Genomic DNA, 13596 nt, shown 5'->3' with positions numbered 1-13596 from the left:
CGATGGTGTGCCTCGTGGGCGCGAATACCGAACGCGCCACAGTGCTGTCGGCGACCTACCGATGGCTGGAGGCATCACGCCGCCGGGCCGCGCCCCGCGTGCACCTCACCGCCTCGGACCTGCGGCGCGACGCCCATCATTCGGATGCGAACGAAGCGCTGGTCGACGACTGCCAATGGATTCTCGAACAGCTGCGGCGCGGGCTCGCGACGGGTAACACGGGAATGGGCGCGCTCACCTTCCCGCGCTACAACATGCTGTCCTGGGTCCTGGCACAGAGTTACGGCGCGGGCGACGACGCCGCGGAGGAACTGCGCAAGCAATTGCCGCAGCTGCTGCGGGCGGGGCGTCGCCGTCCGCGACGCGGGGTCCCGGCGTCCGGCACCACCGACCGCGTCATCGAGCGCGTTCCGCTGACGGTCTATCTGGTACTGGTCCTGTGGCCCGTGCTGTGGCTGTGGCTACGGGTCAGCGGGCGGGTGCCCGTGCTGTCGCGCGAGGTGCGGTGGATGCTCGGGCAGCGGTATCTGAGCCCCGAACTATCGGATGGCTTCCTGGATTTCGCCGGTCGGCTCACCCTGCCCAGCCGCGGCAGCGAGGATCCCGAACAGGTGTCGAAGCTGCTGGTACACGCCTTCCTGGAGGATCTGCGCGACGCCTACCAGCGCCGCTTCCTGCGGCCGTCGAGCTGGCGTCGCACCGCGTATCCGGTGGCATTGCTGGGGGTGGGGGCGCCCTCCGGGCCCGCGGCCGAGCTCCTGCGCCGGATCAACGAGATCCACAATGAGACAGGCATTTTCGACCCGCTGGTCGTCGTCGCGACCCTGTCGCTGCCGCCGCACGGGCAGCGGGTGGGCGAGCTGGACCGGCTGGAAACCGAAACGCTGCAGGAAGCGGACGGCGAACGGCCGAACTACGATCCGCTGGAATACTGGCTCGCGCACATCGAGGAGCGCCGCCGTCGACGGGCGCCCGAATCCTGTTATCTGCCAATGCGATCGACCGATGCCCTGGCGGGAGTCGCCGAACTCGGTTTTCCGAAACTCGCCCGGCCCCCGGCTCCGCCGTGGCCCGCTCGCCGCGGAGTACCCGTGACCACGGCGCTGGCGCTGGTCGCGGTGCTGGTCGCCGCATCGGCCCCGTCCGTCGAGCCCCGGGTGCGGGAGGGCTGCTGGCGCTGGCCCTGGGAATCCGGCATCGGAGTCGCGGTGCGAGGCAGCGAGTGCGTGGGCTACAGCGACAGCGCCAGCCTCATCTTCACCGATGACGCCGAACTGCGCGAAATGCAGCGAGAGGTGTTCCGGCAGAATCGAATCGCCGAGGACATCCACCGCCGGAATCCGAATCGGGCACTGGTCTCGATCGTGTACTTCGCCGGGCTCACCTACATCGACGACAATGTGAAGTACCCGCACGCACAGGTCGAGGAACTGGCCGGATTCGCGATACGTCAGCAACGGGCCATCGAGGAGAGCAGCGAATCCGAACCGCTGCTCCGCGTGATCATCGCCAATGGCGGATCCACCATGCGCTACGCCTCCTGGGTGGCCGAACATCTGGTGAGCCGGATCGTGCGCGCGGATTCCAGCCTGATCGGCGTGGTCGGCCTGGACCGCAGCACGGCCCAGACGCGCCGGGCCATCGCCTTGCTCGGCGCTCAGGGCGTGCCGGTCATGCCCACGACCTTGTCGGCCGACGGCCTCACCGATGTGTCACCGCTGTACTTCCAACCGGTCCCGGGCAATCTGACGCAGGCGCGGCTGGTGGCCGACTACTTCCAGGGGGCACGCTATCCGGAGGGGGACGCACAGGAGGGCGCACCGCGCTACACCGGCATCACCGTCTGCTACTGGAACGATCTCGACGATATCTACGTGACAACGCTGGCCAATGGCGTACGGGACGAATTACGCAGGCGCGGTATAGCTTTCGACGAGTTGTCCTGGAATAGACAGCAGGAGATGGCGGACTGGCCCGCGCCCTGCGCGAGTCCGCAACCCGATCGGCAGCGGCTGCACTACTTCGCCGGGCGCAATCACGATTTCGGGGCGTTCGTGGATTCGCTCACCCGCGGCTGCCCCACCCTCGACACGCTGGCGATTCTCGGCAATGACGCGGTGACCCGCTTCATCGCCGACCCGGTCGCTCGCGCCGCCGCCCCGCCCGGCCTGCCGATTCGCTATGTGGCGAAGGCGGTTCCGGTGCTGCTCGGCGGCGCCGACTGCGTGCGGGAAGGACTCGGCAAGGTGGGCACCGAGCAGGCGAATCCGGACTACCTGGGTTTGTGCAGGCGCCTGAAATCCCTTGTCGACCAGCTCGATCTGTACGAGACAGCCTGGCCCGGCGATCGCACCGGCCTGGCGTACGACGTCGCCGGAGTATTCCTGGAGGCCGTCCGCCGCAATCAAGCGCACTTCGAAGCGAACCCCGCGGGTACGGTCCCGGCGCGGGCCGCCATCGCGACGAAACTGCGCGAGATCGACTATCAGGGCGTGACCGGGATCATGGCCTTCAGCGCCTCCCGGATCGCCAACGACACGACGATCGGAATCCTGTACACCGACGATGTGAGCAATAACGAGGCCGCACAGCAATGCCTGTTGATGTACGGCAGAACCGTGGGCTCGAATACCGGCCGCGGCCCCGACGGGTGCCCGGCGGGAACCCGGGGGAACGCCGTCGAAGGCTGGTCGCTGTCCCCGCGCTGAGCGCTCGGGGTTACCCCTGAGCGGCAAATGGGGGTGAATGCCGGATCCGGTGGGCGGACTTCGGGCCTACGGTCGAGCCAGGAGGTCGTCATGAAGTCCGTCACCGTTCCGGTCGTCCTCGTCGGCGTGTACGCCGCCGTGGCCGGATTCGTCTTCTCCGCGACCGTCGCCGAGACGGTGCTGTTGTATCCCAATATCTTTCGTGATGTCCCGGCCTCGCTGGAGTTGAGCGAGGAGTTCATGAGCTCCGTGGCGGTGGGGGATCTCATGCGTCCGCTGGGCGCGGGGCTCACGCTGTGCGCGCTGGCCGCCATGGGCGCGGCGCTGTGGTACCGGGTTGCCCGGGGATGGATGGCCGCCTCGCTGGTGTCGTTGATCAGCGGGCAGTTCCTGCTGTCGATCCTGTACCTGTGGCCGCGGGCCTCGGTGCTGTTCGACGACCGCGCACAGCACACGCTCGACGAAATCGAGCGGGCCGCAACGGAATTCCAGATCAGGCAGGGATTCCGCATTCTGGCCTGCGCGCTGACCGCGGTCTTCGCGACCGTAGCCGCGCTCGGGTGCTACCGAGCGCGGCTGATGCGGCGGCTATCGACCGGCGAGTGAATCGAGGGTCTGCTGCGCACGCGGCGCGTACAGCGGGGAGAAGTGCGGGTTGATCAGCAAGGCGTCGGTGAGCGTGTCCACGGCCCGATCGGTCTGTCCCAGCGCCGCGAGGATCATGCCGCGGTGGTAGGTCAGGGTGGCGCTGCGCCAGCCCAGGGCCGCCGCCTGCTCGGCGTAGCCGATGGCCTCGTCATTGCGTCCGGCCTTGTGCAGGGACCAGGCGAGGGCGTCGGCGGTGAGGATGCTCTGGCGGCGGTCGTACTCCAGCTTGGCCAGGCGGACCGCCTCGTTCGGATCGCCGTGGTCGGCGGCGAACAGGGCTGCGTCGAGATATTCGACGACCCCCTGGGTCGCCAGCGCCGTCTGCTGATCGGTGACCTCGCGATACTCGTCCGCGGCCGCGTCCGGGCGGCCCGCGGATTCGAGCAGTTCACCGAACTCGATCCGATACTGGGGCAGCGGTGAGATGGCCGTGACCCGGGTGTACAGGTCGATGGCGCGGGCGGAATCGCCGCGCGCGGCGGCGATCTTGGCCTGACCCTGCAACAGCGCCGCGTTCTCCGGGCTCGCGACCAGGCCCGCGTCGTACTGGCTCCCGGCCTCGTCGAGGCGTCCGGAATCGAAGGCCAGCTCGCCGAGATGGTAACGGGTGAAGGCGATCTGATCGGCGCTCCCGGCCGCGCCGAGCGCCATCTCCAGGGCCAGCCGGGCATCGTCGACGCGACCGTGCAGTTCCAGGTCGTAGGCGGCGCGCGTGAAGGACGGGACGCCGGGCCGCAGATCGAGCATGCGCTGGACCGCGGCCGTCGCGGCGTCCGCCTCACCGAGCTGGGTGTAGGCGTCGGCGAGAACGCCGTACACCTCGGCGCTGTCCGGCCGCAGTGCGAGCGCCTGCTCGCCGTAGCTGCGCGCGGCGGTGAAGTTGTGCAGCGCGTTGGCGAGCACACCCAGCCCGAACAGGGCCTCGGCATTACCCTCGGGCTGGATCTCGATCGACCGGTCCAGGGCCCGCTGTGCCTCTCCGTAGTTCTCGGGATCACCGGTGATACGGGCCAATTCGACATACGCCGCGCCCAAGGCGGCCCAGCCCGCGGCATTCTCGGGGAAACGCTCGAGCTGCTCGCGCTGCGCGGTGATCGCGGTGAGCAGGGGGTCGGAGGTCGCGGTCGGGGCGCTGGCGGGAGAAGACGTGCCGGACATGGCGATCGCCGTCCCCGCCACCGCGGCCATCAGGCCGAAGAGGGCGAACAAGATGAGAGTGCGCTGTCTGCGTATGCGGGAAAGGACACCGCGGGAATGGGTTTCGGACATTTCGAGGCCTCGGGACATGCGATGAGTTGAAAAGGGGGGGCGCCCGGGGCGGGACCGGATCGGGGGCGGTCCCGCCCCGGGCGCGATATCAGGCGCTCGGCGGTGGATCGAGCGGATTCACCGCGCGCCTGCGGCGCAACAACATCCAGCCGCCGAAGCCGAGCAGCGCGGCCGCGCCGACGCCACCGGCCACGGCGGGCATCATCCACGACGACCCTTCATCGCTGGGCTGCACCGCGGCGGCGGGGGCGGTCACGGTGCCGTCCGCCAAGGCTCCGGAGGTGTATTCCATACCGCGCGAAGGCAATGCGAGATACGGGAAGGTGTCGGAGAACTTGGCGTCATTGGTATCGACCTTGTCGCCCGTCGCGAGCGCGTCGACCAGCTGACCCGTCGCCGCCGCACCCTCCATGGCCTGAATGGCGATATCCACGACATCGTCGGTCAGCCGCCGCCCGTTCGGGAAGCCCTGCAGGTCATTGGCGAGCACGCCGAGCCGCTCCGGCTGGGCCGTCACCGGCACGGACATATTGAGCCGCAACATCTCCGAGGGCTGGAACGCCTTGGGATTGGCATCGGCATTGAGGATCTGCGAATTCAGATCCGCCTGGATGGGCGGCTTGGTGCCGTCCAATGTCGGTGCGTTCTTGGCGATTCCGGTGAGGAAGATCTCCACCAGATCATTGCGGGGCCCGGCCGGGGCCGGAATCTTGTAGATGGCTTCGATGAGCTTGGCCAGCTCCGGATCGGTGACCCGCTCGACCACCGCGGGAATGGTCGCGTCGGTGGCGGGGGAGATCCCGTTGAACGCGTCCTTCAACTCGGCGGGCATGACCACCTCGTTGACGAGCGGATTGCCCAGTCGCGAGACCTGCACGGCCTCGCCCACCGGCTTGGCCGCGCCCGGGCTGAGCTGCATGGTCTTGCGCTCGGTGTCGCTCCACACGCCGATAACCGGATTGCGGGTGGGATCGTTCTTCAATGCCAGATCCCGCATGGGCACCTGCAGCACAACGGTATTGACGTTGAACCCGGCCAGCGTATCGGTCCCGGTCTCGGACAGATCGCCACCGTAGAGCAGGTCGAAGACGCGCAGATCGAGGAAGAACGGATCCTCGGCCGCGCCGACGTATACGCTGCCGCCGCTCGGCAGCTGCTCGGTCGCCTGCTCGCGCAGGGTCTGGTAATCGGGCATCGACGCCTGGCCCACATAGGACGGCGCGGCCTGCCCGTGCGCGATCGGCCGCCAGTCGTTCACGCCGTGGCTGACCGACACCGTGTAGTTCTGCCGGAACAGCAGATTCTCGTCATCGAGGCTGGTGACCGGCCCGTTGTTGTAGAGGAAGGTCGTTCCCCCGCGCCGGTCGTCGGTGGCGAAGTTGATGCGATAGGACAGATCCGGCTTCCCGTTCCCGTCGTTGTCGATATTGATGTCGTAGTTGGCGTCGGTGGCCCAAGGGTAGAAATTCGGGCCGCCATAGGCCGCCTGCACGCCCCACCAGTTGGCGATGAGCGTGACCGTGTCCGGGTTGTCGGGGCTGACGAACGCGTACACGTCGGTGTTGTCCACCGCCGGATCCCCCGCGATGAGCGGGGCCTCCCGGTGACTGGAAGCGCCGGCGGTGGTGGGCAGCGCGAAGCCGCCCACCGTTCCACCGAGCACGAGAGCGCCGACCGCCGCGAGGGCGCCGGCAGCACGGCGACGACCGCCTCGCCGTGGGGTTCGGGACATTGAGGTTCCTTCGATCCGGGGGTCGAGACACGCCTCGGATTCGAGACGGTGCAGCCATATTCCGACCTGGGCCGACCCTGCCACATCGGCCGATCGACCTATCCCGAACTGATTCACCCCTCGAGTGGAATATGATTGAACTCACATAAAGAATCTTGGGTGAATAACAGTCCGAAAGTCTTTTTCGCACTGCGGTTTTCGGATCGCTTGATCTAGATCACTGTCCGATTTGGGCTCTCAGCGGCATCTCAGGTTACTTTCAGGCAACGATTTGCTGGACACTCGACAACGGTGCTTGAAAAGCCCAGATTCCGATCCCGGTAGTACTCGCCCAAGAAAGCAACCACAGCCATGAAGTTCAGCAATGTCGCCGCAACGTCGGCTCTCGTTATCGCGGCCCTCGGCGTCACCGCCGGTACCGTTCACGCCGACCCCGCCCCGGCTCCTGTTCTTCCCTCGGTCGTCGACGGGGTCAACCAGGGCGTCGGCCAGGTGCTCCCGTCCATCGGCTGGAATGCTCGCATCGAGGGCAATTCGGTCGTCGTCGAGACCGACAAGGGTTCCCTGACCACCGACAACGGTCAGTTCCAGGTGCGCGACGAGCAGGGCAATGTGGTCGTGGGCATTCCGCTCGCCTACACCCTGAACGATCTCGAGCACCCGATCGACGCGGCCGTCGACGGCCTGCGCGCCACCCTGACCCCGAACACCGATCCGGCCGCGGCCCGCCCCGTGAGCATGGACGCGCTGCGCCACGATGTGGTCCGTCAGGACGCCTTCGACGACGCCGTCTCCGCCGCGGCCACCCAGTTCGGCATCATCACCGCGATCGGCACCCTGATCGGCACCATCGCCGGTGGCGTCATCGGCTGCCTCTTCGGTGGCGTGCTGGGTCTCGCCGTCGGCTGCCTGCCCGGCGCCGCCGCGGGCATCGGCCTCGGCGCCGCCGCCGGTCTGGTGCTGACCGGCGTGCCCGCCGCGATCATCATCGGCATCGGTTTCCACAACCGGATCAACGCGCCAGAGAACCAGTAGTCACGAGCCCCGGCTTGTCCAAGGCCCGCCTCAGCACGTGCTGAGGCGGGCCTTGCTGTGAACCAAAGGTTTGCTTCTAAGGGGATTATCAGACCCCTCTGCTATGAATTTTAACGAAAGCATGCTTGACGACCCGATTTAGCTACAGGTTGGCAACATTACGGCAACACTTCTCTCCGACCCTTGATTCGGGTGCTCGACGAGGACCCGCTCCTTGCAGGGGGGGCGCGTCCGCTGACGAAAGCGACGAGAAGTAATGCAGTTCAAGAAGTTCGCCGCCACCTCGGCTCTGGTCATCGCGGCTCTGGGCATCACCGCCGGTACGGCCTATGCCGATCCGGCTCCGGCTCCGGTACTGCCTTCCCTCATCGACGGGGTCGACCAGGGCATCGGCCAGGTCCTGCCGTCCATTCACTGGAACACCCGCATCGAGGGCGATTCCGTCGTGGTCGAAACCGACAAGGGGTCGCTGACCACCGACAACGGTCAGTTCCAGGTGCACGACGAGCAGGGCAATGTGGTCGCCGGGTTCCCCCTCAGCTACACGCTGAACGACCTCGAGTACCCGATCGACGCCGCCGTCGACGGCCTGCGCGCCACCCTCACGCCGAACACCAACCCGGCCGCCGCGCACGTGTCCGACTTCCGCCACAACGTGGTCAAGCAGGACGCCTTCGATGACGCCGTCTCCGCCGCGGCCACCCAGTTCGGCATCATCACCTCGATCGGCACCCTGGTCGGCACCATTGTCGGCGGTGTCGGCGGCTGCGCCATCGGCGCCGTGGGCGGCCTGGTCCTGGGTCTCCCCATCCTGGATCTGGGTGGCGCCACCGGTATCGCCGGTTGCCTCGCGGGCGCCGCGATCGGCATCCCGCTCGGCGCCGCCTCCGGTCTCGTGCTGACCGGCGTCCCCGCCGCCATCATCGTCGGCATCGGCTTCGTGCAGCGCATCAACGCCCCCGAGGACCAGTAGGGCGAACACACGAATAGTGCCGGGTCGTCGGAGGCGACCCGGCCCTACTCGCGTGAAAGTCCTAGCGCGGCTTGCGCTGCAACAGCGAGTCGCGAATCAGCACGGCGGCAATACCGATGGCGAAGAGGACCAGGAAGATGTAGCCGATATTGCCGGTGCCCGAGGAGCTGCCCTGCGGGCCCTCCAACAGCATGGCCAGCAGGATCACGACGACAACCCATCCGGCGGCGCGGAACGTGCGACGCGACTCACCGCTCCAGCCCCAGGCGGCGGACGGAACCTCGGCCGTATCGACCTTGGTGACAACAGCAGAGCTGTGCGCGGGTTCCAGTTCCGTGGTGGCCACTTTCGCTCCTCATAGGCTCGAATCGAATCTTGGCCAATATGGTGGCATACGACCGTCCGTCGTAGCCAGCAGGGGGCGACGGGGCGGCATGTCATGAGCTGGACCGGTCAGGAGAGAATGAGCGCGTGTCCGACGTTGTGAAGGTTCTGCTGCTGGGCAGCACGGGTTCGATTGGCACCCAAGCCCTGGAGGTGATCGCCGCCAACCCAGACCGGTTCGAGGTGGTCGGGCTGGCCGCGCGGGGCGGCAATACCGAACTGCTGGCGCAACAGATCGCGGCCACGGGCACGCGGAACGTGGCGGTCGCGGACGAGGCGGCGGCGAAACTCGGTGTGCCGCTGGCGGGTCCGGCGGCGGCCGCGGAACTGGTGCGGCGCACCGACGCCGATGTGGTGCTCAATGCGCTGGTCGGTTCGCTCGGGCTGGAGCCGACGCTCGCCACCCTCGAGTCCGGTCGGCGACTGGCCTTGGCCAATAAGGAATCCCTCGTGGCGGGCGGCTCGCTGGTGACGCGCGCCGCGGCGCCGGGGCAGATCGTGCCGGTGGACTCCGAGCATTCCGCGCTCGCCCAGTGCCTGCGCGGCGGCCGCGCCGACGAGGTCGCCAAACTGGTCCTCACCGCCTCCGGCGGCCCGTTCCGGGGCTGGACCTCGGAGATGCTCGAATCGGTGAATCCGGCCGAGGCCAAGGCGCATCCGACCTGGTCGATGGGGTTGATGAACACCCTCAATTCGGCGTCGCTGGTCAACAAGGGCCTCGAACTCATCGAGACGCACCTGCTCTTCGGCGTCGACTACGACGACATCGATGTGACCGTGCACCCGCAGTCCATCGTGCATTCCATGGTCACCTTCAAGGACGGCTCCACGCTGGCCCAGGCCAGCCCGCCGGATATGAAGTTGCCCATCGCGCTGGCGTTGGGCTGGCCGGATCGTGTCCCCGGCGCGGCGGCGGCCTGCGATTTCTCGACCGCCGCCACCTGGACCTTCGAACCGGTCGACAACGAGGTGTTCCCCGCCGTCGAACTGGCCCGCCAGGCCGGTAGGGCGGGCGGCTGTGTGACCGCCGTCTACAACGCCGCCAACGAGATCGCCGTCCAAGCCTTCCTCGACGGCCTCATCCGCTTTCCGGCCATCGTGCGCACCGTGGCAGAGGTGGTGGAGTCCGCCGCCACCTGGACCGCCGAACCCAGTACCTTGGACGAGGTGCTCGCGGCGGATGCGTGGGCGCGAGAAACCGCACGTACGCTCGTGCGCGGCTGATTCACCAGGAGGGTTCGTAACCGCATGGTCTACGCGATCGGCTTCATCCTCTTCGCCCTCGGCATCACCCTGTCGGTCGCGTTGCACGAATGCGGTCACATGTGGACGGCCCAGGCCACCGGCATGAAGGTGCGCCGCTATTTCATCGGCTTCGGCCCGAAGGTGTTCTCCTTCCGCCGCGGCGAGACCGAATACGGCCTGAAGGCGCTGCCCCTGGGCGGTTTCTGCGATATCGCAGGCATGACCGCCATGGACGAGCTGGAGCCCGAGGATCTCGACCGCGCCATGTACCGGCAGGCCACCTGGAAGCGCCTGCTCGTCATGTCCGGCGGCATCCTGATGAACTTCCTGCTCGGCTTCATCCTGATCGTCATCCTCGCCATCGGCTGGGGCCTGCCCCGCTTCGACCAGCCCCCCGCCACTCAGCTCGGCAATATGAGCTGCGTCCAGAGCCAGGGCCCCTCCCAGCAGGCCCTGCCCTGCACCGGCGAAGGCCCCGCCCAGCAGGCGGGCCTGCAACGCGGCGACATCGTGACCGCCGTCAACGGCGTCAAGGTCGAAACCTGGAAAGAGTTCGTCGAACAGACCCAGAAGCAGACCGGCACCTTCACCTACACCATCGACCGCGACGGCCAAACCCTCAAAATCCCGGTCACCCCCCAACTCGCCACCGTTTACCCCGAAAAAGACGGCCAGCCCAAAACGGTCGCCAAAATCGGTGTAGGCCAAGACTTCTACGAGCCCGTCCAATACAACGCCCTCGCGGCTCTCCCCGCCTCGGCCGCCTTCACCGGCGACATAGCGGTCCGCACCTTCCAGTCCCTCGCCCAAATGCCCGCCAAAGTGGCCGACCTCTGGGAAGCCGTCACCGGCGGCGAACGCGACCCCGAAACCCCCGTCTCCGTCCTCGGCGCCAGCCGAATCGGCGGCGAAACCGCCGAACGCGGCCTCTGGGAAATCTTCATCCTCACCCTGGCCAGCCTCAACTTCTTCCTCGGCGCCTTCAACCTCCTCCCCTTGCTCCCGCTGGACGGCGGCCACATGGCAGTGGTCATCTACGAAAAAATCCGCAACGTCTTCCGCTCCCGCAAGGGCCTCCCCCCAGGCGCCCCCGTCGACTACCTCAAACTCCTCCCAGCCACTTACGTCGTCGTAGTCATCGGCGGCGCCTACATGCTCCTCACCCTCGCCGCCGACATCGTCAACCCGATCAAGCTGTTCCCGTAATTCCTTCGGATTGTGTTGAGTAGCAACCTTTGTCGCAGTTCCTCCGATCGGCCGCACAGTCCGGGCGCCGGTCGGTAAGGTATCGCCTCAGGCTGCTGCCGGGATTCGGGTGGGGGATTGGTGTATCCAAAGTTCCTGGCGCGGTGACTATCTCGATTTCGCTGCGTGAGAAGGAACGGTGTTTGCGTCGTGGAGTTGACGCGTGGGGCCAACGCGCCGGTTGCCGCGTCGGCGGTAACCCTCGTCCTGGAATGGGGTTCGGATCGGGAGGTCGATCCACAGGCTTTACTGCTGGCGGAGACCGGAAGAATCCGGTCGAACGATGACTTCGTGTTCTTCAACGCACCGAAACATCCCTCCGGGGCGGTGATTCTGGAGGACGCCACAGCCGGGCGCGCAACGCTGAGTCTGGTGCTCGATTCCATCGAATCGGCGGTGACGCGGGTCGTGATCGCGGGATCGGTCGACCAAGGCTCGTTCCAGGACATCTCCGATCTGACGCTGACCGTTCGTGGCGCGGGCGGTGAACTTCTCCGATATCCGGTCCGGCGGTCCGAAGCGGTGACCGCGATGGTGTTGGGCGAGTTCTACCGACGGAATGGCGAGTGGAAGTTCCGCGCCGTCGGTCAGGGCTGGGAGAGCGGGTTACGCGGTTTGGCCGAGGAATTCGGGGTAGAGGTGGACGACGGCGACCAGCCGCCGCCTCCGGCCCAGCCTCTTCCGGCCCCCGATCCGGGCCCGGTCTCCGACATGCCCGCCGGGTGGTATCCGGCCCCCGCCGACTCGGCGCGTCTGCGGTGGTGGAGCGGCTCGGCATGGACCGAGGACTACCGCCAGGCCCATCCCGCCAACGATCCGGCTACCTGCGCGCGCTGTGGCCGACCTCGGCGAATCCCGCGATTCGGCGCCCCTCCGCCGTGCACCTGGTGCGAGAACGAGGTCAATGGGCTGCTGGAAACGTGGCGGTCGCAGGTCTGGCAGGTGCTGGGTTCCGATGGTCCTTCCGGCCCGCGGTGGGATGAGCTGTGGGTCATGCTCCGCTTCCATGTGATCAGCGAAGCGACGGGGCGCGAAGCACTCCGCCCGCTGGCGGTGGCTCACCTCGAGCGGATAGTGGCCTTCGCGTTCGCCGATGGCGAGGTCGAGCAGAGGGAGCTGGACGATTTCGAGCGGACCATCACAGCTCTGCAAGCGTCGACCGACCTGTCCATGGCTCGGCAGCACATCGACCAACTGCGCCAGCGCATGCTGCGCGGCCGGTCGCTGACCCAGGTGAAGGTCGGCGAACTGCCGCGCATCGAGCGGCCCGGTCTGCACCTCGAGATCGGTGAACTGCTGTATGTCGACGTCAACGCGACCCAGGTCAGATACCTGTCCAACGGTCCCAAGCTCACCGGTGGACGGCTGATCGGCAGCAGCAAGAAGGTCCGGTTCGTCGGCTCGGGCGCTGGCACGGAGCTCCCCTGGATGAAGATCGTCTCGATCCGGCACGAGTACCAGAACATGGTGATCGAGGCGACCACGGCTCGCGGCGGCGGAACCTACCGCGTCCCCGATCCGGAGTATGTCGCCGCGGTCCTGGGAGGCGCCCTGCGAGTGGCGAAGCGCTTGGTGCTGGCACCCGGCCAGTGCGATTCCCCAGGATGTGAAGTCTCAGGTCTGGCAACGCGACCGTGGTCGATGCGTGCAGTGCGGCGACGGGCAATACCTCGAATTCGACCACGTCATCCCCTGGAGTCAGGGCGGCGCCACCAGCGTCGACAATCTCCAGATCCTCTGCCGCAAATGCAATCTGGAGAAGGGCGCCCGGATCTGACCGAGATCAGGCGGATAGCTCACGCAGAAGCTGTCGGCACAGCTTGTCGGCGCGGCGGGTGGTTTCGGGCTGGCGGAATTCGGGGGTCAGGGCGAGGACCTGGGTGCAGGCCGTGTCGATGTCGATGAGGTGGCCTACGGAGACGAAGACCGGTTTGATGTTGGTGCGGGTGCGGAGGGCGCGGCCCACCGCGGCGCCGTCGATGGTGATGGGGGTCCAGGAGCCGCGGTCGGGGGCGGGGTCCTCGTGGTCGCCCCAGGCGTTCTTGGCTACGCCGAGGGTGGGGATGCCCGTCAGGAGGCCGAGGTGGCAGGCGAAGCCGAAGCGGCGGGGGTGGGCTAGGCCCTGACTGTCGCAGATGAAGAGATCCGTTGTGACGGTTAGGGATTCGAGGGCGGTTAGGGTGGTGGGGAGTTCTCGGAAGGCGAGGAGGCCGGGGACGTAGGGGAAGTCCGTGGCGCTTCGGGCGGTGACGGTTTCCACCGTCTCCAGGGTGTCGAGGTCGAGGACTACTATGGCGGCGGCCACATTGCCGTGGTCGTCGTAGGCCGAGTCAAGGCCCGCTACCGTGCGGAAATGC

10 protein-coding genes and 1 pseudogene are annotated in these 13596 nt (G+C 67.2%); 7 read left to right on the top strand and 4 right to left on the bottom strand.

Annotated features, from left to right (window positions below):
* Nucleotides 1–14 precede the first annotated feature (14 nt).
* The gene (locus NC4_RS43675; RefSeq protein ID WP_245722163.1) at nt 15–2708 is read left to right on the top strand and encodes a type 1 periplasmic-binding domain-containing protein; all 2694 of its coding nucleotides are present in this window, start codon (nt 15–17) and stop codon (nt 2706–2708) included.
* Between the two features lie 90 nt (nt 2709–2798).
* On the top strand, nt 2799–3314 hold the full coding sequence (locus NC4_RS35580; RefSeq protein ID WP_067547935.1) for a hypothetical protein: 516 nt from the start codon (nt 2799–2801) through the stop codon (nt 3312–3314).
* On the opposite strand, the gene NC4_RS35575 is transcribed toward NC4_RS35580, so the two are convergent.
* Complete coding sequence (locus NC4_RS35575) at nt 3297–4565, bottom strand: tetratricopeptide repeat protein (RefSeq protein WP_169814939.1); 1269 nt, start codon at nt 4563–4565, stop codon at nt 3297–3299. The genes NC4_RS35580 and NC4_RS35575 overlap by 18 nt on opposite strands.
* 148 nt (nt 4566–4713) lie before the next feature.
* Complete coding sequence (locus NC4_RS35570) at nt 4714–6357, bottom strand: DUF4331 domain-containing protein (RefSeq protein ID WP_067547932.1); 1644 nt, start codon at nt 6355–6357, stop codon at nt 4714–4716.
* Nucleotides 6358–6708: 351 nt separating this feature from the next.
* On the opposite strand from NC4_RS35570, the gene NC4_RS35565 reads away from it, so the two are divergent.
* Together NC4_RS35565 and NC4_RS35560 are read left to right on the top strand one after the other, a co-directional pair.
* On the top strand, nt 6709–7392 hold the full coding sequence (locus NC4_RS35565; RefSeq protein ID WP_067547929.1) for a DUF8020 domain-containing protein: 684 nt from the start codon (nt 6709–6711) through the stop codon (nt 7390–7392).
* Between the two features lie 256 nt (nt 7393–7648).
* Nucleotides 7649–8365 carry a DUF8020 domain-containing protein gene (locus NC4_RS35560; RefSeq protein WP_067547926.1) on the top strand — a complete coding sequence of 239 codons (717 nt, stop codon included), beginning with the start codon at nt 7649–7651 and terminating at the stop codon, nt 8363–8365.
* A gap of 61 nt (nt 8366–8426) precedes the next feature.
* Here the strand turns inward: NC4_RS35560 and NC4_RS35555 are convergent, their stop codons facing one another.
* A complete protein-coding gene (locus NC4_RS35555) occupies nt 8427–8711 on the bottom strand; it encodes a DUF2631 domain-containing protein (RefSeq protein WP_067547924.1) in 285 nt (94 codons plus the stop codon).
* Nucleotides 8712–8836: 125 nt separating this feature from the next.
* Between NC4_RS35555 and dxr the strand changes: the two genes are divergently transcribed.
* The 3 genes and pseudogenes from dxr to NC4_RS44955 form a co-directional block, all read left to right on the top strand.
* Nucleotides 8837–9973 carry a 1-deoxy-D-xylulose-5-phosphate reductoisomerase gene (dxr, locus tag NC4_RS35550; protein ID WP_067547921.1) on the top strand — a complete coding sequence of 379 codons (1137 nt, stop codon included), beginning with the start codon at nt 8837–8839 and terminating at the stop codon, nt 9971–9973.
* Between the two features lie 24 nt (nt 9974–9997).
* Nucleotides 9998–11200 carry a M50 family metallopeptidase gene (locus tag NC4_RS35545; RefSeq protein ID WP_067547918.1) on the top strand — a complete coding sequence of 401 codons (1203 nt, stop codon included), beginning with the start codon at nt 9998–10000 and terminating at the stop codon, nt 11198–11200.
* A gap of 165 nt (nt 11201–11365) precedes the next feature.
* Nucleotides 11366–12007 (top strand): annotated as a pseudogene (locus tag NC4_RS44955) (TerD family protein); the annotation flags it as partial.
* A 1015-nt stretch (nt 12008–13022) separates the two neighbouring features.
* Here the strand turns inward: NC4_RS44955 and NC4_RS35535 are convergent.
* Nucleotides 13023–13596 (bottom strand): endonuclease V (locus NC4_RS35535; RefSeq protein ID WP_067547916.1); only part of this gene is annotated, 574 nt, incomplete at its 5' end.

Source organism: Nocardia crassostreae (genome assembly GCF_001613405.1).
GTDB classification, from domain to species: domain Bacteria; phylum Actinomycetota; class Actinomycetes; order Mycobacteriales; family Mycobacteriaceae; genus Nocardia; species Nocardia crassostreae.
Note: the sequence above shows the minus strand (reverse complement) of the source record. Positions and strands in the feature narration are given on the sequence as shown.